General features: G+C 70.5%; 20 protein-coding genes and 1 pseudogene. 5 read left to right on the top strand and 16 right to left on the bottom strand.

Features of this window, described 5'->3' with window-relative positions; all coding sequences use genetic code 11:
- The first annotated feature begins 103 nt into the window (after positions 1–103).
- The 3 genes and pseudogenes from EIL87_RS12220 (at position 104) to EIL87_RS27430 (ending at position 1669) form a co-directional block, all read left to right on the top strand.
- Entirely contained in the window at positions 104–1006 is a 903-nt protein-coding gene (locus tag EIL87_RS12220) for an ABC transporter ATP-binding protein (RefSeq protein WP_125090359.1), read from the top strand.
- A pseudogene (locus tag EIL87_RS27935) lies at positions 961–1071 on the top strand (ATP-binding cassette domain-containing protein); the annotation flags it as partial. The gene EIL87_RS12220 and the pseudogene EIL87_RS27935, both read left to right, overlap by 46 nt.
- 286 nt (positions 1072–1357) lie before the next feature.
- Positions 1358–1669: a hypothetical protein gene (locus EIL87_RS27430; protein ID WP_233576201.1), complete on the top strand. Its 312-nt coding sequence runs from the start codon at positions 1358–1360 to the stop codon at positions 1667–1669.
- Positions 1670–2292: 623 nt separating this feature from the next.
- Here the strand turns inward: EIL87_RS27430 and EIL87_RS12210 are convergent.
- The 16 genes from EIL87_RS12210 to EIL87_RS12135 form a co-directional block, all read right to left on the bottom strand.
- The gene (locus EIL87_RS12210) at positions 2293–3669 is read right to left on the bottom strand and encodes an alkaline phosphatase family protein (RefSeq protein WP_199740384.1); all 1377 of its coding nucleotides are present in this window, start codon (positions 3667–3669) and stop codon (positions 2293–2295) included.
- Positions 3666–4832 (bottom strand): metabolite traffic protein EboE, encoded by a 1167-nt coding sequence (eboE, locus tag EIL87_RS12205; RefSeq protein WP_125090358.1) that lies wholly within the window; start codon positions 4830–4832, stop codon positions 3666–3668. The genes EIL87_RS12210 and eboE overlap by 4 nt, the downstream gene beginning before the upstream one ends.
- A gap of 25 nt (positions 4833–4857) precedes the next feature.
- A complete protein-coding gene (locus EIL87_RS12200; RefSeq protein ID WP_125090357.1) occupies positions 4858–5718 on the bottom strand; it encodes a TatD family hydrolase in 861 nt (286 codons plus the stop codon).
- Entirely contained in the window at positions 5688–6380 is a 693-nt protein-coding gene (locus EIL87_RS27840) for an EboA domain-containing protein (RefSeq protein WP_125090356.1), read from the bottom strand. Before EIL87_RS27840 ends, EIL87_RS12200 begins: the two co-directional genes overlap by 31 nt.
- Positions 6377–7246, bottom strand: a complete 870-nt coding sequence (locus tag EIL87_RS27835) for a sugar phosphate isomerase/epimerase family protein (protein WP_125090355.1) — start codon at positions 7244–7246, stop codon at positions 6377–6379. Before EIL87_RS27835 ends, EIL87_RS27840 begins: the two co-directional genes overlap by 4 nt.
- Positions 7243–8097, bottom strand: coding sequence for an SCO3242 family prenyltransferase (locus EIL87_RS12185; RefSeq protein WP_125090354.1), 855 nt, complete (start codon positions 8095–8097; stop codon positions 7243–7245). Before EIL87_RS12185 ends, EIL87_RS27835 begins: the two co-directional genes overlap by 4 nt.
- Complete coding sequence (locus EIL87_RS12180; protein WP_125090353.1) at positions 8094–9254, bottom strand: inositol-3-phosphate synthase; 1161 nt, start codon at positions 9252–9254, stop codon at positions 8094–8096. The genes EIL87_RS12185 and EIL87_RS12180 overlap by 4 nt, the downstream gene beginning before the upstream one ends.
- Before the next feature lie 85 nt (positions 9255–9339).
- The gene (locus EIL87_RS12175) at positions 9340–11442 is read right to left on the bottom strand and encodes a PQQ-dependent sugar dehydrogenase (RefSeq protein WP_125090352.1); all 2103 of its coding nucleotides are present in this window, start codon (positions 11440–11442) and stop codon (positions 9340–9342) included.
- 122 nt (positions 11443–11564) lie between these two features.
- Positions 11565–12515 (bottom strand): sugar phosphate isomerase/epimerase family protein, encoded by a 951-nt coding sequence (locus tag EIL87_RS12170; RefSeq protein WP_125090351.1) that lies wholly within the window; start codon positions 12513–12515, stop codon positions 11565–11567.
- A 19-nt stretch (positions 12516–12534) separates the two neighbouring features.
- Positions 12535–13545, bottom strand: a complete 1011-nt coding sequence (locus EIL87_RS12165) for a sugar phosphate isomerase/epimerase family protein (RefSeq protein ID WP_125090350.1) — start codon at positions 13543–13545, stop codon at positions 12535–12537.
- A gap of 27 nt (positions 13546–13572) precedes the next feature.
- Entirely contained in the window at positions 13573–14331 is a 759-nt protein-coding gene (locus EIL87_RS12160) for a ThuA domain-containing protein (RefSeq protein WP_325049445.1), read from the bottom strand.
- A 17-nt stretch (positions 14332–14348) separates the two neighbouring features.
- Positions 14349–15404 (bottom strand): substrate-binding domain-containing protein, encoded by a 1056-nt coding sequence (locus tag EIL87_RS12155; protein WP_125090349.1) that lies wholly within the window; start codon positions 15402–15404, stop codon positions 14349–14351.
- Positions 15405–15434: 30 nt separating this feature from the next.
- Positions 15435–16436: an ABC transporter permease gene (locus EIL87_RS12150; RefSeq protein ID WP_125090348.1), complete on the bottom strand. Its 1002-nt coding sequence runs from the start codon at positions 16434–16436 to the stop codon at positions 15435–15437.
- A complete protein-coding gene (locus tag EIL87_RS12145) occupies positions 16433–17938 on the bottom strand; it encodes a sugar ABC transporter ATP-binding protein (RefSeq protein WP_233576200.1) in 1506 nt (501 codons plus the stop codon). The genes EIL87_RS12150 and EIL87_RS12145 overlap by 4 nt, the downstream gene beginning before the upstream one ends.
- The gene (locus EIL87_RS12140; RefSeq protein ID WP_125090347.1) at positions 17935–19086 is read right to left on the bottom strand and encodes a Gfo/Idh/MocA family protein; all 1152 of its coding nucleotides are present in this window, start codon (positions 19084–19086) and stop codon (positions 17935–17937) included. The genes EIL87_RS12145 and EIL87_RS12140 overlap by 4 nt, the downstream gene beginning before the upstream one ends.
- Positions 19087–19145: 59 nt before the next feature.
- A complete protein-coding gene (locus EIL87_RS12135; RefSeq protein WP_125090346.1) occupies positions 19146–20330 on the bottom strand; it encodes an ROK family transcriptional regulator in 1185 nt (394 codons plus the stop codon).
- A gap of 519 nt (positions 20331–20849) precedes the next feature.
- On the opposite strand from EIL87_RS12135, the gene EIL87_RS12130 reads away from it, so the two are divergent.
- Positions 20850–21638 (top strand): cyclase family protein, encoded by a 789-nt coding sequence (locus EIL87_RS12130; protein WP_125090345.1) that lies wholly within the window; start codon positions 20850–20852, stop codon positions 21636–21638.
- 9 nt (positions 21639–21647) lie between these two features.
- A complete protein-coding gene (locus tag EIL87_RS12125; protein ID WP_125090344.1) occupies positions 21648–23324 on the top strand; it encodes a class I adenylate-forming enzyme family protein in 1677 nt (558 codons plus the stop codon).
- Positions 23325–23329: the final 5 nt, after the last annotated feature.

Genomic DNA, 23329 nt, shown 5'->3' with positions numbered 1-23329 from the left:
GGGGGGGGGGGGGGGGGGGCGTCGCTGCCCGTGATCGCGGCTGTGGTGGTTGTTTTTTGCCTTCCGAAGGCTGTTGGACAGCGCGGTGTCCGCGGTGCAAGGGGTGTTGACGCCGTTGGTGCGTCGTTCGGCGCAGGACCGGCTCAACATCGCGGTCGCCGAGGTGGAGCTGTTGGCGTGGGAGGATTCCGACTTCCAGGAACTGGCCCGGCAGGGCGGCTACCGAGGTGTTCGGGCGGTCGAGTCGAGCGTGCGCAACATCGCTCAGATCTCCTCGGCGCTGGTGTGGCTGGCAGCCGCGTTGATCACGGCAGGGCTGCTCGACCCGTGGTTGGTGCCCGCGCTCCTGGTGCCCACGGCAGCCGAGGCGTGGGCGTCGATGCTGGTGGCGAAGCAGGGCTACGTGAACTTCCTGAGCCTGGTGACCCGCCGGTTGCGGCTGCACGTCGTGGAAAACGTGCTCGTGGCACGGGGTGTGGGCACGGAACGCATCGCGCTCGGCCTGCAGGAGCCGTTGTTGTCCGAGCACCGCCGCATCGCCGACCAGGTCACCGAAGAGGCGGTCCGCGCCGAACACCGGCAGACCTGGACTCGGTTGATCGGACGCACCTCAGCCGGCATCGGAACGGGTCTGGCTTACTGCTCGGGATGCTCCTCTACCTCGGCGCGATGGCCGTTGGCCATCGCCGGAGCCGCGGTCATCGCGATGCGGGCCGCGGCGAGCTCGCCGGCGACCACGATGGTGTCGGTCAACCGCCTCTACGAGCACTCGTTCTCCCTGCGGTTCTACACCCGGCTGCTCGAGGAGTCACAGCGTCGTCGCAGGCCCACGACCGGTGTGCGGGCTCCGCGCGATCCGAAGACCATCCGCCTGGAGAACGTGTCGTTCCGCTATCCCGACGCCGACGAACCGGCTCTGGTCGGGATCGACCTGACCTTGCACCGCGGTGAGGTCCTGCATTGGTCGGCGAGAACGGATCCGGCAAGACGACGCTGGGGAAGCTGATCACGGGGCTCTACCCGCCGACAGAGGGCAGAGTGCTGTGGGACGAGGTGGACCTGGCGAACGCGGAACCGCGGAGCGTGCACGAACAGGTGGCCCTGATCGACCAGGATCCCGCGCGGTGGCCCATACCGCCGACACCAACATCCGGATCGGGAAGCTCACGGCACCGGAACCCCACGGCACGACGTGGGAGACGGCGTTGGGCGAGTCGGGCGCGGACGAAGTCCTCGCCAAGCTTCCGAGAGGGCCGGGCACCGTCCTGTCCCGACAGTTCCGAGGAGGGCATGAGCTCTCCGCCGTGTCGTGGCAACGGCTCAGCGGGGGCGCGGGATCTTCCGCGACCACGCGACGGTGTTGATCGCCGACGAACCGACCGCCGCGCTCGACGCGAAGGCCGAATCCCGGGTGTTCGCCGGCCTGCAACGTGCGACCAAGGCTTCGCAGGAGGACGCACATCGCACGACGGTCCTCGTCACGCACCGGCTCGCCAACATCCGGAACGCCCACCGCATCGTCGTCGTGGAATCAGGACGTGTCGCGGAGGCCGGTACCCACGAAGAACTGGTGGAGGCCAACGGCCTTCACCGAGAACTGTTCACCATCCAAGCCCGAGCCTGCGCAAGTGAGCCCACTTGCCTCACAGGCGGAACGGTGCCAAGCTGACTGCGGAATTCCGCGGGGCTGAGGGCGGGGAGTCCGCTCGACGATTCCGCCGGGCAGGTGTCCCGCCCTCAGCTTTTCCACACCTCGCTCCGTGGAGCACCCCGGAGACCGCCCGGTCACCAGCGCGGTGCTTCCGCGGGCTGACGACATGTCGCGCGAGATGTCGTCAGCGGCGGCCAAGCCCACGGGATCACGGCCAGCGCGGTCTTGGACACTTCGTCTCCGAGCGCGAAAACCAGTGCGGGTGCTGCGAACGAGGCGATCGCCCGATCCCACCGCAGGAGAGCGACTGCGACCACCTCCGTTCGCTCGCCCCGCTTCCTGGGTGATGGTGAACCGTCGTGAACCTGTCTCGTGTGATGCACCTTCGTGAGTGTGGCCGATGAACCGGTTTGCCCTTCACAGGTGATGATGAGAATTCGAGCAGTGCTCAACTCTGCTCGCTAGAAGGGCGTTCGGCCTCCGCTCGACGGTTTCGCTCGGAGTCGGGATCGTCGTGGCGGTGGCGTCAGTCGTGAGCGAACATCGTGGTGCGTGTCGGCGGCTCTAGCGAACACTCGAGAGCCGAGTCGTCTCCTTCAGCGTGCCTCCACCTCCTGCCGGGTCCGCTCCGGTGGGCCGGATCACCGGGTCGACTGCGGGACCGCCGCGAGGTCGAGGACGAGATCGCGGACTGCGGAGGCGCTCATGCTGTCCCGTCGCGAGGACGGATCGCTGCACAGCAGCACCGGTCCGTCCAGCGGGTCGTCGGGGAGTCGGCCGTGCGTGCCCATGACCCAGCGTCCGGTGGTCGGGACGACGTTCATGGCGTAGCGGAGACCGAGCTTCTTGCGGACGAGGCCGAGTGCGGCGCGCAGCTTCACCGTCCGGTCGGCGGGGTCGAGGAACAGTTCGGCCGGGTCGTAGCCGGGTTTGCGGTGGATGTCGACGCCGCGGGCGAAGTCCGGGGCGTGGGCGTCGTCCAGCCAGTAGTAGTAGGTGAACCAGGAGCGGGGTTCGGCGACGAGGACCAGCTCGCCGGCGCGGTGGTGGTCGATGCCGAAGTCGTGCTGCGCTGCCCGGTCGAGGACCAGGTCGACTCCGGGCAGGTGCCGGCAGAGGTCGCGCACCGGGTCCAGGTCTGCGGGGTTCTGGACGTAGACGTGCGCGACTTGGTGGTCGGCGACCGCGAAAGCGCGCGAGGTCCACGGGTCCAGGTATTCCATGCCGTGCTGGGTGTAGACCTCCAGCAGGCCAGCTCCGCGCAGTGCTCGGTTGATGTCGACCGGGTGCGAGGCGGGGGTGATGCCGTACTCGCTCACCACGACGACCGTGGCGTCCTGCTCCTGAGCGTCGTCGAGCAGCGGTGCCACAGCGCGGTCGACGTCACGGACGGCAGAGAGCGCCTGCGGGCTGTCGGGTCCGTGTCGTTGCAGGTCGTAGTCGAGGTGCGGGACGTAGGCGAGCGTGAGGTCGGCCTCCGGAAGCAGCCGCCTGGTGGCCGCCACGATCCACTCGGTGGAGCGCAGCGACGCGGTCGGGCCCCAGTAGTGGAACAGCGGGAACGGGCCCCACGCGCCGGTGAGTTCCTCGTGCAACTCCGGGGGCCAGGTGTAGCAGTCCGGGGACTTGCGCCCGTCTGCGTGGTAGACGGGCCGCGGGGTGATCGTCCAGTCCGTGCTCGCCCCCATCGCGTACCACCAGCAGACGTTGGCCGTGCGGAAGCCGGGATCAGCGCGTCGAGCTGTTTCCCACACCTTCTCGCCGGTGACGAGCCGGTTGTGCTGGCGCCACAGGTAGACCTCGCCGAGGTCGCGGAAGTACCAGCCGTTGCCGACGGCGCCGTGCTCGCGCGGGGGCAGCCCGGTGAGCATGCTGGACTGCACCGAGCACGTGACCGCGGGCAGCACGGTCTCCAGCGGGGTCTGCCAGCCCTGCTCGGCGACTCGGCGAAGTCGAGGTGCGTGCTGGAGGAGGCGCGGTGTCAGCCCCACCACGTCGAGGAGCAGGACCTTGTTCACGATGGCTCCAATCCGGCGCGTCGCATCGACTGGGCCACCCAGCCCAGTTCGCCCGCGAGGCCTGCGATCAGGTCGGCGTCGTCGCGTGGCCGTTGGTGTTCCGGCAGCACCGACCAGGTGTAGGTCTCGACCTCGACGTGGTCGGTGAGCGCGGCGGGGCCGGCGAACAACGCGTGCAGCGTGGTGTCGAGGTCGTCTTGGGTGGAGCCCAGCGGAGGCTCGGGTCGCCGGTGGATCGGCACGTGGAAGTGCACCCGCCACGGTCCGTCACCGCGCAGGGGCCGATCGCCGTGGAGGGCGTCGGCCAGGTCGTCGAGCGCGGTGATCCCGGCGGGCCCGCGTTCCCGGACCTGGTGCAGGAAGCGGTCTTCGGCGTAGCGGTCCAGCGCGTCCCTGGTGTCCTGGTGGGCGGGCTCGGCGGCGTGCAAGGCGGTGGAGGCCTGGGTCTTCACGATCGGAACCCCGGCGGCGGTGGTGCGTCGCACCGCATCGTGGGGGTCTTCGAACCCCACCGCGAGGTGACAGGTGTCCAAGCAAAGTCCGATGTGGTCGGTGTCCACCTCGCTGAGCAGGTCGATCGCCTCGTCGATGGTTTCGACGACGCACCCCGGCTCCGGTTCGACCGCGACGCGGATCTCCTTGCCGGTGTCCTCGGCCAGGGTGGCGAGCCGCTTGCTGAGCTGCCGCATCGAGTCGACGGCGTGCCCTCGCTGCGCGGCGGACCACGGTTCCCGCCATGCGAGCGGCAGCGTGGAGATGCTGCCGCGTGCGACGTCTTCGGGCAGCAGCCGTGCGAGCACTCGCGCGCAGTCCAGCGTGTAGTCCCACCGGCGCTCGTCCGTCCAATCAGGGTGGTAGACCGCGTGTTTGACGATGTCGGCGTGGAAACGCTGGTAGGGGAAGGCGTTCAGCGTGACGACCTCGAGACCGCACGCCGCCAGCGTGGCTCGGAGGCGGCCGAGATCGGGGTGGGCGACCAGGTGGGCGGCCAGCGGTGCGGGCAACCACAGCCCGACGCCGAGGCGCTCGACGCCGAGTTCGGCGCGGACGCCGCCTCCGAAGGTGCGCAGTTGGCGCAGCAGCCCGTCCAGGTCCTCGGCCGGGTGGACGTTCGTGCAGTAGGCGAGGTGGATCCGGGTGCCGTCGTGGTGGGTGAAGCGCATGTGGGTGGGTCTCCCTGTGGCTCGTTCACCGTGGGCGTTGCCCGCGCAGCACCGAGTTGCCCGCGAAGGTTGCCGTCTGGTCCGCTTCGACCGGGTCGAGCATGAGCCGGCCGCTCTGGTCGTAGAACTCGACCGGGTTGCGCCACAGCACGCGGTCGACGTCGTCCTCGCTGAAGCCCGCGTCGAGCATCGCTCGGCCGGTCTTGGCTGTCGTGAGCGGGTCGCTGCGCCCCCAGTCCGCCGCGGAGTTGACGATCATCCGGTCCAGGCCGTGTTCGGCGAAGATCCGCACCACGCGGTCTTCGTCCACCTTGGTGTCGGGGTAGATGGAAAAACCGATCCAGCAGCCACTTCCTGCCACCAGGTCGACGGTGACCTCGTTGAGGTGGTCGATGAGCACGCGCTCGGGTGGGAGACCGGACGCGGCGACCAGTTCGAGGCTCCGCCGGGTTCCTTCCACTTTGTCGCGGTGCGGGGTGTGCACGAGCACCGGCAGTTCGTGTTCTGCTGCCATGGTGAGCTGCTGGGTGAAGACCTCCTCCTCGTCCGAGGTCATCGAGTCGAACCCGACCTCGCCGACGGCCACCACGCCGTCCTTGGCGAGGTAGCGGGGGAGCACGTCGAGCACCTCGCGGCACCGCGGATCGTTGGCTTCCTTGGGGTTGAGCGCGATCGTGCAGTGGTGGCGGATGCCGAACTGCGCCGCCCGGAAGCGCTCCCAGCCGACCAGGGAGTCGAAGTAGTCGTAGAACGACGCGGGGCTGGTGCGGGGCTGCCCGCACCAGAAGGCCGGTTCGGTGACGGCGCGGACGCCGGCGGCGTGCATGGCTTCGTAGTCGTCGGTGGTGCGCGAGCTCATGTGGATGTGCGGATCGAAGATGCGCATCCGTCCTCCTCGTCATCGCGTGGGCCCGCTGCCGTCGCGGCCCGGGTGCACTGCTGCAGCAGGCGGTGCGCGTCCTGCGGGACGCTTCGCCCGGCGGCCTGCCGCTCTTCGACGTAGGCGCTGACCATGCGCGCCAGTTCGGCGTCGGCCCGCTCGGCGACGCCGACGACCGCGTCGAGCGGCACCCCGGTGAACAGGCACTTGAGCACGCCGTGGCGCCAGGCGTGCTCGTCGAGGTGCCGCGCCGCGTACGTCCCCAGCGCTGCGGCGATCAACCGCAGGTCATTGCTGCGCAGCGCGTCGTGGACCAGCGGGAGGAGCCTGTCGCCGAGGCCGAGGTGGTCGAGCGCGCGCAGCACCGCGCGCTTCTCCTCCGCGTCGCCGTGCCGGTACAGCGCGAGGGTCTCGCGGGTCAGCCGGTCGGTGTCCCACCGGCGCGCTGCGGTCCTCAGAAAGGTGATCCGGACCTCGTCCTCGACGCGGGGTGTGATCAGCCCGTCGGGGTCGGCCGGGTCGACGGGACCGCGGGCGATCGCTCGAGCCGCGGAGGGGAAGAGCACCGCGATCCGGTCCGGGTTCGCCGCCACCTCGTCGACCAGGTCCGCCCACCGCCTCCGGGTGGTCGGTTCGAGCACGTCGGCCACGTTCCGCGCTGAGCTCATCGGGAGACCTCCTCCGCTCGGGCCTGCTCGGCGGCGGCCTGCGCGGTGCGCAGCGCCTGCACCGAGCGTGCGGCGACCGCGGGCGCCGCGTGGGAGTGGCGGGGGAGCTCGACGCTGACCAGGCCCTGGTAGCCGACGTCGAGGAGCGCGCCTAGGGCGGCCGCGAGGTCGACCTCCCCGTCACCGAACTCGAGGTGCTCGTGCACGCCAGGACGCATGTCGTCGGCCTGGACGTTGCCGAGCACGTCGCCCACCTGGTGCACGCAGTCCTGGGGCGGCGCGGGCTCGTTGCACACGCAGTGTCCGATGTCGACGGTCACCGCGAGCCGGGGCGGGTCGCCGAGCCTGCGGCGCAGCTCGGCGACACCGGCGAGGGTGTTGACGAACATGCCCGGTTCGGGTTCGAAAGCGCACCGCACGTCCCGCCGGTCCGCCTCGTGCAGCACTTCGGCGACACCGCGGGTGAGCCGCTCCCACCCCTGCTGCGGGGAAGTGCCCGCCGGCAGCGTGCCGGACCAGAACGAGACGGCTTCTGCGCCGAGCTCGTCCGCGACGCGGACAGCGCGCCGCAGGTAGTCGACGCGCCTCTCGCGGCCGGTGTCGGAGACCAACGTCGGTTCGTGCTTGTGCCAGGGGTCCATGACGTAGCGGGCGCCGGTCTCGACCACGACGGCCAGACCCCGCGCTGCGAGTCGGCGGTGGACGGCGTCGGTGCGCGCCGCGAGGTCGGGTGCGAAGGGGTCCAGGTGCGGTTGGTCGAGGGTGAGCGCGACACCGTCGTAACCCAGATCGGCCAGGACCGCCACGGCGTCGTCGAGGCGATGACCGGTGAACCCGTTGGTGCCGTAACCGAAGCGGAGGTTCATGTCGGCGACACCACCTCCGAGGCCGCGCGCGCCAGCGGTCCTGCGCTGAGCAGGGCCGCGGCGACGCCGAGCGCACCGGTGCCGGCCACGAGCGCCGCTTGCAGTCCGATGACGCCACGCACTCCGACGCCCGTGGCGGCGCGGACGGTGCTCGCGTCCGGGTGCTTCGCGGCGCGGGCCTGGGCCCGGCCGACGGTCACGGCGTAGCCGGCGGCGCAGGCGATGCCGGCGGCCCTCGCGCGGCGGGAGGAACGCGGGAGCAGGGCAGCCGAGGTCGCGGCCGCGGTGGTGGTGGCCAGTGCTGCCCAACCTGCGCGCGGCGCGGCTCCGTGGACCTCTCCACGGCTCAGCCAGGTCACCCCCAGGGTGTGCGCGGCGACCGCGCAGGCGGGCAGGAGCGCCTGGCGTCGCCCGCCGGCTCCGAGCAGCACGTCGCACCCTCGGGCCAGAGCCATGGTCGCGGGCCCGGCGAGGGTCTGCTTGGTCGCGAGGTCGTAGGTCCAGGCCGCGGCGGCCACGGGCACGGCGGCCCGCAGCGCGGTGCGCCCGCCTGCTGCACCGGCGATGCCCACACCTGCTGTGGTCAGCCCGGCGGCCACGGCCAGCGCCGTGCGAGGACGGATGCGGCCGGAGGGGAGGGGGCGTTCGGGGCGCTCCCGGGCGTCCAGGTCCCGGTCGGCGTAGTCGTTGAGCGCCATGCCCGCGAGGTAGAAGCAGCTGGAGACGACCGGCATGGCCCAGCTGCGCCTGCCGTGCGGCCAGCCGGCGGCTGCGGCCCCGGCGAGGCTGTCGCCGGGAGCGGTGAGCACGGCGGGCAAGCGCACCAGTTCGGCGAGGTCCCGCGCCCTCATCGCCGCTCCCCGGAGCCGATCCGGGCGCACCAGTCGAGCAGTGCGCGCCACTGGCCCGCCAGGTCGTGCGCCCCGTCGCCGGCGGGGTCCTTGAAGAAGAACCCGAGCGCTTCGACGGCGCCGACGGCACCTGCCCGGTGCGCGCGTGCCACCAGCCTGGCGAGGTCGAGCACCAGCGGGGCGGCGAGCGCGGAGTCGCATCCCTGCCAGGTGAACTGCATCGACATCCCGGTGCCGAGGAACCCTTCGAAGGACACGTGGTCCCAGGCGGTCTTCCAGTCGCCGAGGTCGGGGAGGTAGTCGATGTGCATCGGCCCGTCGACCGGGTGCCCGAGGATGGAGCCCAGCCCCGTGTTCTTGGAGCGGGTCTTGCTCTCCGCCGTGACCGGGTCGGCCAGGGCTTGGCCGTCGCCACCGCCGAGCAGGTTGACCGACGCCCAGGACCGCACCCGCAGCCCGCGGGTGGCGAACATCGGCGCGAGCGCCGACTTGATCAGCGTTTCGCCCGTCTTGCCGTCCGATCCCGCCCACGGCAGCTGCGTGCGCCGCGCGAGCTGGTCGATCGCGGGCAACCGGGGGCCTGGGCTCGGGGTGAACGCGACGAACGGGCAGCCGGCGCGCAGTGCCGCGTAGGCGTAGACGCCGCTGGCGGGCAGCGGTGACTCGCCCGCGGCCAGGGCCCGGTCGAGATCGTCCAGGTCGCGGTGTTCCGGCGTGAGCTCCAGCGGTGGTTCGGTGGTGGACACGTCGATCACGACCACGCGGTCGAGGCCGTGCGCGGCGCGGAAGCCGGCCAGGTCACGGCTGACCTGCTCGATGGCGTCGCGCTGAGACCCCTCGTGCGAGGTGATGCCCGGGCGGATCCGGCCGTCGACCTCCACCAGTCCACTGTGCACCGCGCGGGCCAGCTCGTGCCCGAACACCCCGCCGGCGGCGAGCGCCTCGGCGCGCTTGGGCAGTGCGTCACCGACGACGTCGTGCCCGCCGATGACGAGGTCGTCCACGCCCGGTGGACCCGCCACCGCCACCTCGGGGAGGTCGGCGACGCATCCCGTGCGCGGGGCCAGCCCCGCGGTCAGGGCGAGCGCGCCCACGGTGGCGGTGGTGGCCACCGAGCCTCGAGCGCCGATGAACCAGACTCCGGTCCTGGGTGCCATCTTCCCGGGCCTCCTCGATGGTGCGGGACGGTGCGTCCACCCGGGTGCGGTCGCCGGACCGGCGACCGCACCCGGAGGGTGTTGATCAGTTGGTCGGCTCCAGCACGACCTCGGCCTCACCGGTCAACGGCGGTATCCCGTCGACGCCCGGGTCGGTGTAGGTCGCCTGGAACACCCCGCGCAGGTTGTCGGTGCCGGGGTCGTGGCCTTCCGGCACCGTGGTCTTGATCGACCCGGAGCAACCGGAGGCTGTCGTCTGCGGGTGGCCGTGGGTGTCGTGCCCGAGGATGTAGGTCACCTCGACCTTCGAGCAGTCGACGGCCTGGTCGTCGGTCACCGTCACCTCGTAGTCGATGACGTCGCCGAACGTGAACTGCTGGCCGTCGACCGGTGTGACGAACTGGACCGCCGGTGCGGAGTTGCCCACCACGACGACGACCTCGGCGAGACCGATCTTGCCGGTGTCCTGCCCGCCCTGGTCGGTCACCCGCAGCATCGCGGTGTAGACGCCGTTCTCCGCGTAGGTGTGGGTCGGGTTCTGCTCCCGCGAGTCGACGGTGCCGTCCGAGTCGAAGTCCCACTCGTGGAGCAGCTTGTTCCCGTCAGCATCGCTGGTGCCCTCGCTGGAGAACGACACCGTCAGGGGCGCGTGGCCGTTGGTCACGTCGGCCGAGGCCTTGGCTTCCGGGCTGTGGTTGCCGCCGGGACCGATGTAGTCGATGCGCGACAGCGCCGCCTCCGGGTTCTCACCGAAGTAGCCCTTGCCGTAGTCGAGCACGTACAGCGCCCCGTCGGGACCGAACTCCATGTCGATCGGACCGGACAACGGGATCGAGGGCAGCACGTCCTCGATGCCGGTGAGCGCACCGGAGCCGTCCAGTCGGAAGCCCTTCATGTAATCGCGTGTCCACTCGTAGAACAGCGGCATGCCGTCGTAGTGCTCCGGCCACGCGACCGGCGCCCGGCCCCGCGTCGCCTCGTAGTCGTAGACAGGTCCGGCCATCGGGCCGATGCCACCGGACCCGAGTTCCGGGAACTGCTCGGACGGGCCGTACCCGTACCAGACCTGCGGCTGCTCGACCGGGGGCAGTTCGGTGAGCCCGGTGTTGTGCGGCGACTCGTTGACCGGAGCCGAGCAGGTGAACGGCTCGCCGGAGGTGCCGGTGGCGAAGTCGTAGTCGACGTAGGGGAGGTCGGGGGTGGCGCAGTAGGGCCAACCGTAGTTCCCGGCCTCGCGGGCGACGAACCACTTGCCGGTGCCGGCCGGACCGCGGTCCGGGTCGGCGCTGTCGGCGTCCGGCGAGTAGTCGGCGACGTAGAGCTCGTTGGTCTCGCGGTTGACCTCGATGCGGAACGGGTTGCGCAGGCCCATCAGGTAGACCTCCGGGCGCGTGCCCGGCGTGCCGGGCGCGAAGAGGTTGCCCGCCGGGACGGTGTAGGAGCCGTCCTCCTGGACCTTGATCCGCAGCACCTTGCCTCGCAGGTCGTTGGTGTTGGCCGCGGAGCGCTGCGCGTCGAAGGCGGGGTTGCGTCCGTCGCGCTCGTCGATCGGCGCGTAGCCGCCGGAGGCGAACGGGTTGGTGTCGTCGCCGGTGGACAGGTAGAGGTCGCCGTTGCCGTCGAAGACGATGTCGCCACCGACGTGGCAGCACAGGCCCCGGTCGACACCGACGTCGAGGATCTTCTGCTTGGTGGACAGGTCGAGCTGGTCACCGTTGAGCTGGAAGCGGGACAGCTGCAGCGTGCCGCGGAAGGGCTCGAACTGCTCGGGGGTGCCGGACTCCGGGGCGTCGCCCTCGTTGACGTCCGGGGTCGAGGGGTCGTCGGTCGGGGTCCCCAGCGGGGGCGAGTAGTACAAGTAGACCCACCGGTTCGTGGTGCCGTTGAAGCCGGGGTCGATCGCGACGCTCTGCAGGCCCTCCTCGTCGTGCAGGTAGACGTCCAGCGTGGCCGCCACGGTGTTGCGGCCGGTGTCCGGGTGGTGCATCCGGACCTCGCCCTGGCGGGTGGTGTGCAGCACCCGGCCGTCGGGGAGGACGGCGAGGTCGACCGGTTCGCCGGGGTGGTCGTTGAGGACGACCTTCTGGAACTCCTCGTCCGGCGGTGGGCCTTCGGCGGCCACCGCGGGGACGCCCATCAAGGCGGTGGTCACCGCGGCCACCGCCGCCAGTAACGGAACACGTCGCATGGCAACCTCTCATCGGTTCGCTGATCGTGCGGAAGTCGGAACGCAGCCGTGCTGCTCCCGCCACCGGAAGCGACTGCGTCGGCGGGGTCGTCGTACCCGTTGAAGGAGAAGGGCGCGCTGGTTCAGGTCTTCAGCGCGCGCAGGTACCGGTAGCCGACGTCGGCCGTCTGCTCCGGGGTGACGTCGGGGGTGTCGTTCTCCACGACGTACTCCAGCACCGCGTGCGCCCGGAAGATGCGGGCGAAGTCGATGTGGCCGGTGCCCAGGTCGGCCATGTCGCCGTCCTCGGGATGCCGGTCCTTGACGTGGTACTGCAGCACCGCCTGCGGCGCGGTCCGGATGACGTCGATGGCGAAGCCCTCCGGGTCGTCCGCCCCTTGCCCGCTCTCGATGCCACCGCGCACGGCCCAGTAGAGGTCGAGTTCGAGGTGCACCAGTGCCGGGTCCAGCTCGGCGGTCAGCACCTGCCACGGTGTCACGCCGCCGAGATCCGTGGTGAACTCGTGCGCGTGGTTGTGGTAGCCGTAGCGCAGCCCGGCCGACCTGGCGACCTCGGCCTCGTGGTTCATCTGCTCGGCCCACCGCTTCCAGTCGTCCCGGTTCGGGGAGTCCAGGTAGGGCACGACCAGGAACGACTGGCCGAGGGTGCGCGCGTTGTCGATCTTGGTCTGCAACGCCTCCTCATCGTCGGAGACCCCGTCGTGGCTCGACGTCGCGGAGAGGCCGATGCTGTCGTAGAAGGACCGCAGTTCCCCGGCGGTGCGGCCGAAGTAGCCGAGCGCCTGCTCGACCTTGGGGTAGCCGATCTCGGCGAGGGTGCGCAGGGTCTCGTCGAAACCGGGTTCACCCTCGAGGGCGTCGCGCATGGTCCACAGCTGGATGCTGATCTGCCCGGGCGGCACCAGGTGTCGCCCGGCCGGCCGCGGGGTCGCGTGTGCGGCCGGCGCGGTGGCACCGGCGGCGAGCAGACCCGCTCCCAACGCGCCGGCGGTGCGCAGCGCGCTGCGCCGGGAGAGTCGCGGGGCACCCAGCGACTGGGCCAGCGCCGCTTCACCGTTGAAACCGAAACACATCGTCCTGCACTCCTTCGTCCTACGTCTGCGGAGAACTGAAGGCCGCGTCGAATGCCGCGTCCGGTGGGTCGAAGAGCTGTGCGCGCACGAACTCGAGCGCTTCCGGGGCACCGCGCAGGCGGTCCATGCCCGCGTCCTCCCACTCGATGGAGATGGGGCCCTGGTAGCCGATCGAGTTGAGCACCCGGAAGCACGCCTCCCAGGGCACGTCACCGCGACCGGTGGAGACGAAGTCCCAGCCGCGACGCGGGTCTGCCCACGGCAGGTGTGATCCCAGCCTGCCGTTGCGGCCGTTGCCGAGGTTGCGCTTGGTGTCCTTGCAGTCGACGTGGTAGATCCGGTCGGCGAAGTCGTTGAGGAAACTCACCGGGTCGACGTCCTGCCAGATCATGTGGCTGGGGTCCCAGTTCAACCCGAAGCCCTCCCGGTGGCCGATCGCCTCGAGGGTGCGCACGGTCGACCAGTAGTCGTAGGCGATCTCCGAGGGGTGCACCTCGAGGGCGAACCGGACGCCTTCGGCGTCGAAGACGTCCATGATCGGGTTCCAGCGGTCGGCGAAGTCCTGGTAACCGGCGTCGACCAGTTCGGCGGGCACCGGCGGGAACATCGCGACGTACTTCCAGATCGACGAGCCGGTGAACCCGACCACCGTGCTCACGCCGAGCTTGGCGGCGACCCGCGCGGTGTGCTGCACCTCCTCGGCGGCGCGCTGCCGCACGCCTTCCGGATCACCGTCGCCCCACACCCGGTCGGACAGGATGGCCCGGTGGCGGACGTCGATCGGGTCGTCGCAGACCGCCTGCCCCTTGAGGTGGTTGGAGATGGCCCACACGCCGAGCCCGTACCGCTCGAGGACCTCCACGCGCGACCGCAGGTAGGCGTCGTCCTCCACGGCGCGCCAGACGTCGAGGTGATCACCCCAGCAGGCGATCTCCAGGCCGTCGTAGCCCCATTCCGAGGCGAGTCGGGCGACCTCCTCGAACGGCAGGTCCGCCCATTGCCCGGTGAAGAGCGTGACCGAACGTCCCATCCTTGCTCACTCCTCGTCGTCGGGGTCTCAGCACGGCGCGCGGTCGAGGGCGACGCGGATGCCGCCGAGCACGTGGCGCACGAAATCGGGTTCGGAGTAGGACTCCTCGGTGTGGCCGCCGCCGGTGTAGAAAGCGCGACCGGCGTCGACGTCGTGGCACCAGGCGATCGGGTGGTCTCCACCCATGGCGCCGTCGCCAGGGTCGTAGGAGCGCTCGTCCAACGCGGCCAGGACGTGCACGCGGGGACGCGGGCTGGCGCGGTAGTTGTACCACTCGTCGGTGCGCTCCCAGCGGTTCGGCAGGTGCGCGGTGGAGTCGTTGCGGTGGTCCTCGACGCGCACCGCGGCGGGTTGGATCTGCGGGTGGGAGGCGAAGTACGCGCCGACGAGCTCGCCGTAGAACGGCCAGTCGTACTCGGTGTCCGCCGCCGCGTGCACGCCGACGTACCCGCCGCCGTTCCGGACGTAGCGCTCGAAGGCGTCCTGTTGCGGCTGGTCCAGCACGTCACCCGTGGTGGACAACCACACGACCGCGTCGTAGCGGGCGAGCTCCCGGTCGGTGAACCTGGTTGAGTCCTCAGTGGATTCGACGTGGAAACCGTCCTGCCGCCCCAACTCCTCGATGGCGGCGATCCCGGACTCGATGGACGCGTGCCGGTACCCGGCTGTCTCGGAGAAGACCAGCACGGTGGCCTGGTCGACCGGTTCCGGTGCCGCCGCCCAGGCCGGCACCGCCATCGTGCCGGCCAGCAGCGTGCCCAGGACCGCGAGCGTGGTGGTGCGCACGGTGAACTCCTCTCGCATCAGGAGGCGAACCCGACGTCGAGGTACTGGTCGACGTTGTCGCGGGTCACCACGGCCGAATAGGTCGTCACCGAACGCGGGACCTCGTGCTCGGCGAGGTCGGACATGCCGCGCGCTTGCGCGAGCAGCCGCGCCAGCGAGACCGCCGAGGAGCACATCGACGGGTTGTAGAGCACGGTCGCGCGCATCACGCCGTTGCCGGCCTTGATCCGGTCCATCACCTGCCGCGATCCCGCGCCGCCGACCATGAAGAACTCGTCGCGCCCGGCGGCTTCGACGGCCGAGAGCACGCCGATGCCCTGGTCGTCGTCGTGGTTCCACACCGCGTCCAGGTGCGAGGCGGCCTGCAGCAGGTTGGTGGCCTGCCGTTCACCGGTCTCGGCGGTGAACTCGGCGGCCACCCGGCGCGTGACCTCGAGGCCGTGCTTGGCGAGTCCCTCCCGGAACCCCGCGCTGCGCTCCTGGGTCAGCGGCAGCGAATCGGTGCCCGCGATCTCGGCGATCACCGGGTTCGCCACGTTCGCCCGCTCCAGCTCGGCGGCGATGTAGTCGGCGGCGTTGATGCCCATGCCGTAGTTGTCGCCGCCGATCCACACCCGGTAGGCGTCCGGGGAGTCGAAGACCCGGTCCACGTTGACCACCGGGATCCCGGCCTGCATGGCCCGCAGGGCGACGTCGGTCATCGCCTTGCCGTCGGCGGGCAGCACCACCAGCACGTCGACCTTCTCGTTGATCAGCGTCTCGACCTGCGCGATCTGCTGGCTGACGTCGGACCCGCCCTCGGTGGGGCGGAAGGTGACGTCCGGCAGCTTCTCGGCCTGGGCGCGGGCGTAGGTCGTCATCGCGGCCATCCAGCCGTGGTCGGCGGCCGGTGCCGAGAACCCGATCGTCACGTGCTTCCCGGGAGCGGCGTTGTCGCCGCCGCCCGCTGCCACGGCGGCCTGGTTCTCCTGCTGCGGTGGGGTGTTGGCCAGGCATCCGCTCAGCACGGCGGACGCGCCGAGGGCCGTTGAGCCGAACAGGAGTCTTCGACGGGTCGTTTCGGGCACGGACATGGTTCCTCCACGGCACGAGGTGGGATGGGGTCAGCGGGCGTCGGCTCGGCGCCGGGATCGCGCTTGGACCAGCACGGCGAGCACGATGATCACGCCCTTGGCGATGTTCTGGATGTCGGTTTCCAGGTTGTTGAGCGTGAAGACGTTGCTGAGCGTGGTGAAGATCAGCACGCCGAGCAGGGTTCCGCCCATGCTTCCCCGCCCGCCGGAGAGCAGGGTTCCCCCGATGACCACGGCGGCGATCGCGTCGAGCTCGTAGAACAGGCCGTTGGTCGAGGCACCGGAGGTCGTCCGGGCCACCACCATGATCGCGGCGATGCCGCAGCACAGACCGGCGAGCGCGAACACCAGGGCGGTGTGCCGGCGGACGTTGATGCCGGCCAGCCGGGCCGCCTCGGGGTTGCCGCCGACGGCGAGCGTGCGACGGCCGAACGTGGTGCGGTTGAGCAGGACCCAGCCCGCGACGAACACGATCGCGAAGATCCACACCAGCACGGGCACACCGAGCAGGTGCGCCTTGAACACGGCCCCGAACCCCGGGGCGTCGACGACCTGGGTCTGCCGGCCGCTGATGCGTTCGGCCAACCCGCGCGCGGAGGCCATCATCGCCAGCGTGGCGATGAACGGCACCACTCCTCCGTAGGCGACCAGCAGCCCGTTCACCAGGCCGCAGCCTGCACCGACCAGCAACGCGCACAGCACCATCACGCCGACGCCGTAGGACTGCGTGGCCCAGGTCGTCATCCACACGCTCGACAGCGCCACGAGCGAGCCGACCGACAGGTCGATGCCGCCAGCCGAGATGACGAACGTCATGCCCACGCTGACCACCCCGATCGCCGCGGCCAGGCGCAGGACGGTGGAGATGTTGCCTTCGGTGAGGAACGCGTCCGGCCGGGTCGCGTAGCCGACCGCGCACAGCGCGACGAGCACGAAGAACAGCGCGGTCAACCGGATGTCAGCGCGCGACCACCACTGGCCGAGCTTGGACGCCGCGGTCGTGGTCGGCGCGGGAAGGGTGTGTTCGTTCATCTCGACGGTGCCTCCACAACCATGTCGAGCACGCTGGACTCGGTGATCTCGTCCGCCGCGGCGGTGTGCACCACGGCGCCGTCCCGCAGCACCAGCACCCGGTCGGACAGCGCCAGCACCTCCGGGATGTCGCTGGAGACGACCACGATCGCCAGGCCGTCGGCGGCGAGCTGCCGGATGAGCGCGTAGATCTCCGCCCGCGCGCCGACGTCGACGCCCCGGGTCGGTTCGTCGAGCAGGAGGACCCGGCAGCCGCGCAGCACCCACCGGCCGATCACGGCCTTCTGCTGGTTGCCGCCGGAGAACGTGGAGATCGGCCGGACCGGGTCGGCCGGACGCAGCTGGAGCCGCGTGGCCACCTCCGTGGTGCCGGCGTGCTCGGCGCTCCGGCGGGTGAACCCCCACCGGCTGTGCCGGGTCAACGACGCCAGCGTCACGTTCTCCGACAGCGCCATCTGCGGCAGCAGCGCCTGGCTCTTGCGCTCTTCCGGGGTCAGCCCGATGCCCGCGGACACCGCCGCGCTGATGCTGCCGGTGCGCACCGGGCGGCCGTCCACCACGACCTGACCGGCATCGGGCACGCGGGCGCCGAAGATCGTCTCCAGCACTTCGCTGCGACCGCACCCGACCAGCCCGGCCAAGCCGACGACCTCGCCCGCGTGCGCGGTGAAGCTCACCTCTTCGAACTCGCCGCGCCGCCGCAACCCCCGCACTTCCAGCACCGGCTGATCGGTCGCGGTGCTGCCGCGGGCCTCCACCTCGGGTGGTGCCCCTCCCGTCATCAGCGCCACCAGCTCACTGGTCGAGGTCTCCGCGACCGGGAGCCCCACCGCCACCGTGCGGCCGTCCTTGAGCACGGTCACCCGGTCCGCGATCCGCCGGATCTCCTCCATGCGGTGGGAGATGTAGACGACGGCGACACCGTCGGCGGTCAGCTCCCCGATGATCCGGAAGAGGTTGTCGACCTCCCCCGCGGACAGCGCCCCGGTGGGCTCGTCCATGATGATCAGCTTCGCCTGGTGGCCCAGCGCGCGGGCCATCGACACCAGCTGGCGCGCCGCCGCCGAGAGCTCGCCGACGGGCTTGTCGGGGGCGATCTCCGGGTGTCCCAACCGGGCCATCAACTCCGCTGCCGCGCGCCGGGCCGTGCCGCGCTGCGTGAAGCCCGCGCTGGCGGGTTCGTGTCCGAGGAAGATGTTCTCCGCGACGTTCAGGCCGGGCACGAGGTCGAGCTCCTGGTACATCGCCGCGATCCCGCGCCGCAGCGCCGCCGCGGGTGAGCCCAGGGTGACCGTCTCACCACGCCACTCGATCGAGCCGCCGTCGGGAGCGTGCGCCCCGGAGAGCACCTTGATCAGGGTGGACTTGCCCGCGCCGTTCTGCCCGAGCAGGCAGTGCACCTCGCCCGAGCGGACCCGCAGGTCGACCCCGTCGAGCGCCCGCACGCCGGGGAAGACCTTGACGATGCCGGACATCACCAGCAGGTCGGTGCCGCCGGTCATCTCTCCTCCTGGAGCACGGAGGTCCACCGGCTGTGCTCGGCGGCGCTGCGCTGCACGGCGTCGAGCACGCGCTGGACGTGCAGTCCCGCGGCGAAGTCGGGGCTCGGCGTGGAGCGGTCGGACACCGCGGTGATGAAGTCGCGCACCTCGTGGACGAAGGTGTGCTCGTAGCCGAGCACGTGTCCCGGCGGGTACCACGCTTCCAGGTAGGGGTGCTGGGGCTCGGTCGCCAGGATGCGGCGGAAGCCCGCGACGTCCGCGGAGTCGGTCCCGTCGTAGAAGGCCAGCTCGTTCATGGACTCGAAGTCGAAGGCGAGACTGCCCTCGGTCCCGTTCACCTCGATGCGCAAGCCGTTCTTGTTGCCGGTGGCGTACCGGGTGGCTTCGAAGGTGCCCAGGGCACCTCCGCGGAACCGCGCGGTGAACAGGGCGGCGTCGTCGACGGTCACCCGCCCGTTCTGCGCGGGGTCCTCGGGCAGGGGCCGCTCACCGATGAACGTCTCCACCGAGCCCGACACCGCGACGATCTCGTCACCGAGGAGGTGTTGCGCGAGGTCGACGATGTGCGCACCCAGGTCGCCGAGAGCGCCGGATCCGGCACGTTCAGCGCGCAGCCGCCAGCTCAGCGGTGCCTGCGGATCGACCAGCCAGTCCTGCAAGTAGTGCGCGCGGACCTGCCGGACCTCACCCAGCCGTCCCTGCTCCACGAGCGACCGCGCCAGGGCCAGTGCGGGGACGCGCCGGTAGTTGAACCCGACCATGGCCAGGATGCCGTTGCGCCGAGCTCGGTCGGCTGCCTCGGCCATCGCTTCGGCCTCGGCGATCGAGTTGGCCAGCGGCTTCTCGCACAGCACGTGCTTGCCGGCGTCCAACGCGCTGACGGCGATCTCGGCGTGGCTGTCTCCCGGGGTGCAGATGTCGACGACGTGCACGTCGTCGCGCATGAGCACGGATTTCCAGTCGTCGCTGCACTCCCGCCAGCCCAGCCGCGTGGCGGCCTCCGCTGCGGCGTCCTTGCGGCGCCCGCAGAGCACGACTCGTTCCGGTCGGGCGGGAAGGTCGAAGACCCGTCCCACGGTGCGCCAGGCCTGGGAGTGGACCGTGCCCATGAACGCGTGGCCCACCAGTGCGACTCCAAGTGTGTTCATCCGACCTCCTGGATCTCGCGGAGCCGCGAAGCCGACGTCCGCCGAGTGGAACGGGGGGTTCACGACTCCGGAGGAACGCCGAGGACGTGATCGCTGATCATCGCGGCGGCGCCGAGGATTCCGGCGTTGTCACCGAGTTCGGACAGCACGATCGGGAGGTTGCTGGTGGCCAGCGGGGTGGAGCGCCGGTACAGCTCGCTCCGCACCTCCGCCAGCAGCACGTGCCCGAGCTTCGACACGCCCCCGCCGACCACGATCATCGCGGGGTTGCAGAAGTTCACCAGCCCGGACAGGACCCGGCCGAGTCGACGTCCGCCGTCGCGGACCAGGCCGAGGGCTTGCGGGTCCCCGGCGCGCATGGCCACGCCGACGTCCTCGGCGGTGAGCACGTCGCGACCGGCGAGGAGTTCGCGCAGCCCGGGCGATTCTCCGCCGCGCGCGAGCGCCGTGGCATCGCGCGAGAGCGCCGCGCCGCTGAAGCACGCTTCGAGGCAACCGGTCCGGCCGCACCGGCACACGGGCCCGGTGTCGTGCAGGGCGATGTGCCCGACGTCCCCCGCACTGCCGTTGCTGCCGCGCAGCACACGGTGGCCGGTGACGATGCCGCAGCCGATCCCGGTTCCGATCTTGACGAAGAGGAAGTCGGCGACGGACTGAGCCAGTCCGCTGTACATCTCACCGACGGCCATGAGGTTGACGTCGTTGTCGACCAGGACCGGGCACTCGAACTGCTGCATGATGTGCTCCCGCACCGGGAAGCGGTCCCACCCAGGCATGATCGGTGGCGAGACGGTGAACCCGTCGCGGAAGCTGACCGGTCCCGGCACGCCGACACCGATGCCGTCGAGCGTCGGCAGGTGGCCGGCCGCGCGCAACTTCCCGATCATCTCCACGGCACGGCAGAGGATCGGTTCCGGGCCGGCCTCGATGTCGATGACCTCGCTGGTCTGCGCGACGATGTCGAGCCGGCCGTCGATCACGCCGACGTCGAGCGACGTGGCACCGATGTCCACTCCGACGAACCGGAGCCGCCCGGAGAGCTGCACCAACCCGGAACGTCGACCGCCGCGCGACTCGGCCTTCCCCGCGCGTTCGACGAACCCCATCTCCTCCAGCCGGGCCAACTCCTGCCCGATCTTGGAGCGCGACAGCGAGAGTTGAGCGGCCAACTCCACGGCCGCCTGCGGCCCGTTGCGCCGCAACGATGTGAGAACCCTGGCTTGGTGAGCGTTTTCCGGTTGCACCGGCTACTCCACTTCTTGCACAGAGCGAATGAAGTGCGTCACAGAGTAGGTCGAACGTCGCGTTCGAGGTCAAGGGAGAACTGACGTTGTCACTCCAACGGCCGCAGGGCGCTGGATCCCGCTTCTGAGTCTCTGAAGAAGCTTGCGCGCCAGGACGTCTCGGATGCGTTCCGCGGTAGTTCGGTCCACTGTGGAAACCGCCCCCAACCTGCGCAAATACCCCGAATTGACCTTGGTCGGTAGCGCGCACAGGTCGCGCGGAGTGCTCGGAACGCACCAGCACCGGTGTCGACTGGACGGCCCTGCCACGGCTGAGCCGTTCGCGCGTGTCCGGAAAGCGCCAGTCCGGATGCCCGACTTGTGGCGAGGAAGCGCCAAGCCGATCCGCGGGCGGGGGTGCGCGCCCTCATCTGCCAAGGAGGACGGCGTCGCGAGTCGACCGCTCTGCCGGGAGTTCTCGAAGGTCCGCCTCCACCGGGAACGGGTCACGGCGGCTGATGTCCAGGGCCGGGTGGTCCTCTGTTCCGAACCACCCCCTGCACGGCTCCGACAGCCCGGTCCCGACGTCTCCAGACCCTCGACGAGTCCAGCTGGGCGCCCGGTGCGGAGGGTGCTCCGGACTTCCCCGGCGGCCTGCACTACGCCGACGACGTCGCGACGATCTTCCTGCAGGGGTCGTCGCAGTACGACGTGCTCGGGCACGTCTGGTACGACGGCAAGATCTGGAACGGCTACGACGCCGACACCACGGTCGAGGGCTTGTCGAAGGCGTCGGTGCTGCCGATCGCCGAGAAGGGCGTCGTCGGCCGGGGCGTGCTGATCGACATGGCCTGGTATCGGGGCAAGGACCACCTGGACAAGGGCGAGACGGTCGACCACGAGGACCTGCTCGCCGCGGCCGAGAAGCAGGGCGTCACGATCCAGCCGCACGACGTACTGCTGATCCGCACCGGCTTCACGGGTTACGGGTACGCGACCACGCCCGAGGAGTTCCACGAGGACGTCACCGAGCCCGGGTTGACCTACTCCCGTGAACTCGTCGAGAGGTTCCAGGAGACCGAGAGCGCCACCCTCGTGACGGACACGATCGTCAGCGAGGTCACCGAGGAACCCGAGACCGGTGTGATGCTGCCGCTGCACTGCGCGCTGCTGCGCCACCTCGGTCTCGTGCTCAGCGAGGTGATCTGGTGGGACGACCTGGCGGAGGCTTGCGCGCGCGACAACCGGTGGAGTTTCCTCTACACGGCCGTCCCGCTGAAGGTCGCTGAAGGCGCCGGCGCTCCGGTCAACCCGATCGTCATCCGATGAGGAGCTGATGTGAGCCTCTACGACGACAAGCCGTGGCTGGCGCGGTACGCCTCGGGGCAGCCCTCCGAGATCGAGGTCGAGCACGACAACGCGGTCGACATGTTCGCCGCAGCGGTCGCGCGCGACCCGGAAGGCGACATCATCCGGTACTTCGACGGCCGGATCACTCGACGGGAGCTCGATGAGCTCAGCGACGCCTTCGCCGCGGGCCTCGCGGATGCGGGGTTCGCGCCGAGGGAGCGGGTGGCGGTCTACGCGCAGAACGTCCCGCAGTTCGTCATCGCCCAGCTGGGGACGTGGAAGGCCGGGGGGATCGCGGTGTCGGTGAACCCGATGAACCGCGAGCGCGAGCTGGAGCTGGTCCTGCAGGACTCCGGGGCGAGCGTGCTGGTGTGCCTGCGGGGGCTCTACCGCGAGGTGGCGCGCAACGTCGTCGCCGGCACGCAGGTCCGCACGGTCATCACCACTTCGGAGCTGGAGCACCAGACCCGCAACGACCAGCGCCTGTTCAGCGGTGTCGACGGTGCGCCCTGCGAGGGCGCGGTCGACATGGCGGAGGTGCTCGAGCGGTACCGCGGTCAGTCCGCTCCCGAGGTGTCGCTCGGCCCGGACGACGTGGCGCTGTTGACCTACACCTCGGGGACGACGGGGCCGCCGAAGGGCGCGATGACCACGCACCGCAACGTGGTGTTCAACGCCCAGACCTACCGGGACTGGATCGGGATCGGCTCCGAGGACGTGATCCTGGGTGTGGCTCCGCTGTTCCACATCACCGGGCTGATCGGGCACGTCGCGGTGTCGTTGCTGACCGGGGCTCCGCTGGTGCTGATGTACCGGTGGGACCCGGCGGTGACCCTGGAGACGATCCGCGAGGAGGAGGCCACCTTCACCGTCGGGTCGATCACCGTGTTCATCGCGCTGATGAACTCCCCCGGGGCGAAGAAGGAGGACCTGGCGAGCCTCACGAAGATCTACTCGGGTGGCGCGCCGATCCCGCCGAGCACGGTCACCGCGTTCCAGAAGACCTACGGTCACTACATCCACAACATCTACGGGCTGACCGAGACGACCTCGCCGTCCCACGGTGTTCCGCTCGGGGCGGACGCTCCCGTCGACCCGGCCACCGGTGCGTTGTCGGTGGGGGTACCGGTCTACGGCACCGTCGTGCGCATCGTCGGGGAAGACGGCGAGGACCTGCCGGCGGGCGAAGTCGGTGAACTGGTCACCTCCGGTCCGCAGGTCGTCTCCGGCTACTGGAACAAGCCGGAGGAGACCGCCCACGCCATGGGCGGCGGCCGGTTCCGCACCGGAGACGTCGGCTACATGGACGCGGACGGCTGGTTCTACCTCGTCGACCGCAAGAAGGACCAGATCAACGCTGGTGGGTACAAGATCTGGCCGCGCGAGGTGGAGGACGTGCTCTACGAGCACGAGGCCGTCCGCGAAGCCGCCGTCGTCGGCGTGCCCGACCCCTACCGCGGGGAGACGGTCAAGGCGTTCGTGAGCTTGCGGCCCGGCGCCACCGCCGAGCCCGAGGAGCTGATCGCCTTCTGCAAGCAGCGCATGGCCGCCTACAAGTACCCGCGCCAGGTCGAAGTCCTCGACGAACTCCCCAAGACGGTCACCGGCAAGCTGCTGCGCCGCGACCTCCGCACTCGGGAACAGCAGCGGTCCACGGCTACCTGACCCCC

Origin of the sequence: Saccharopolyspora rhizosphaerae, assembly GCF_003931915.1 — a bacterium.
Classification (GTDB): Bacteria; Actinomycetota; Actinomycetes; order Mycobacteriales; family Pseudonocardiaceae; genus Saccharopolyspora; species Saccharopolyspora rhizosphaerae.
This window is presented reverse-complemented; position numbering and strand designations above follow the sequence as displayed.

What these genes read in the sequence shown, in the direction of transcription:
- eboE (WP_125090358.1), bottom strand. Translation starts at nt 4,832, where the DNA reads ATGCGCTTCACCCACCACGACGGCACCCGGATCCACCTCGCCTACTGC.
- EIL87_RS12200 (WP_125090357.1), bottom strand. Translation starts at nt 5,718, where the DNA reads ATGCGCATCTTCGATCCGCACATCCACATGAGCTCGCGCACCACCGAC.
- EIL87_RS27840 (WP_125090356.1), bottom strand. Translation starts at nt 6,380, where the DNA reads ATGAGCTCAGCGCGGAACGTGGCCGACGTGCTCGAACCGACCACCCGG.
- EIL87_RS27835 (WP_125090355.1), bottom strand. Translation starts at nt 7,246, where the DNA reads ATGAACCTCCGCTTCGGTTACGGCACCAACGGGTTCACCGGTCATCGC.
- EIL87_RS12185 (WP_125090354.1), bottom strand. Translation starts at nt 8,097, where the DNA reads ATGAGGGCGCGGGACCTCGCCGAACTGGTGCGCTTGCCCGCCGTGCTC.
- EIL87_RS12180 (WP_125090353.1), bottom strand. Translation starts at nt 9,254, where the DNA reads ATGGCACCCAGGACCGGAGTCTGGTTCATCGGCGCTCGAGGCTCGGTG.
- EIL87_RS12175 (WP_125090352.1), bottom strand. Translation starts at nt 11,442, where the DNA reads ATGCGACGTGTTCCGTTACTGGCGGCGGTGGCCGCGGTGACCACCGCC.
- EIL87_RS12170 (WP_125090351.1), bottom strand. Translation starts at nt 12,515, where the DNA reads ATGTGTTTCGGTTTCAACGGTGAAGCGGCGCTGGCCCAGTCGCTGGGT.
- EIL87_RS12165 (WP_125090350.1), bottom strand. Translation starts at nt 13,545, where the DNA reads ATGGGACGTTCGGTCACGCTCTTCACCGGGCAATGGGCGGACCTGCCG.
- EIL87_RS12155 (WP_125090349.1), bottom strand. Translation starts at nt 15,404, where the DNA reads ATGTCCGTGCCCGAAACGACCCGTCGAAGACTCCTGTTCGGCTCAACG.
- EIL87_RS12150 (WP_125090348.1), bottom strand. Translation starts at nt 16,436, where the DNA reads ATGAACGAACACACCCTTCCCGCGCCGACCACGACCGCGGCGTCCAAG.
- EIL87_RS12145 (WP_233576200.1), bottom strand. Translation starts at nt 17,938, where the DNA reads ATGACCGGCGGCACCGACCTGCTGGTGATGTCCGGCATCGTCAAGGTC.
- EIL87_RS12140 (WP_125090347.1), bottom strand. Translation starts at nt 19,086, where the DNA reads ATGAACACACTTGGAGTCGCACTGGTGGGCCACGCGTTCATGGGCACG.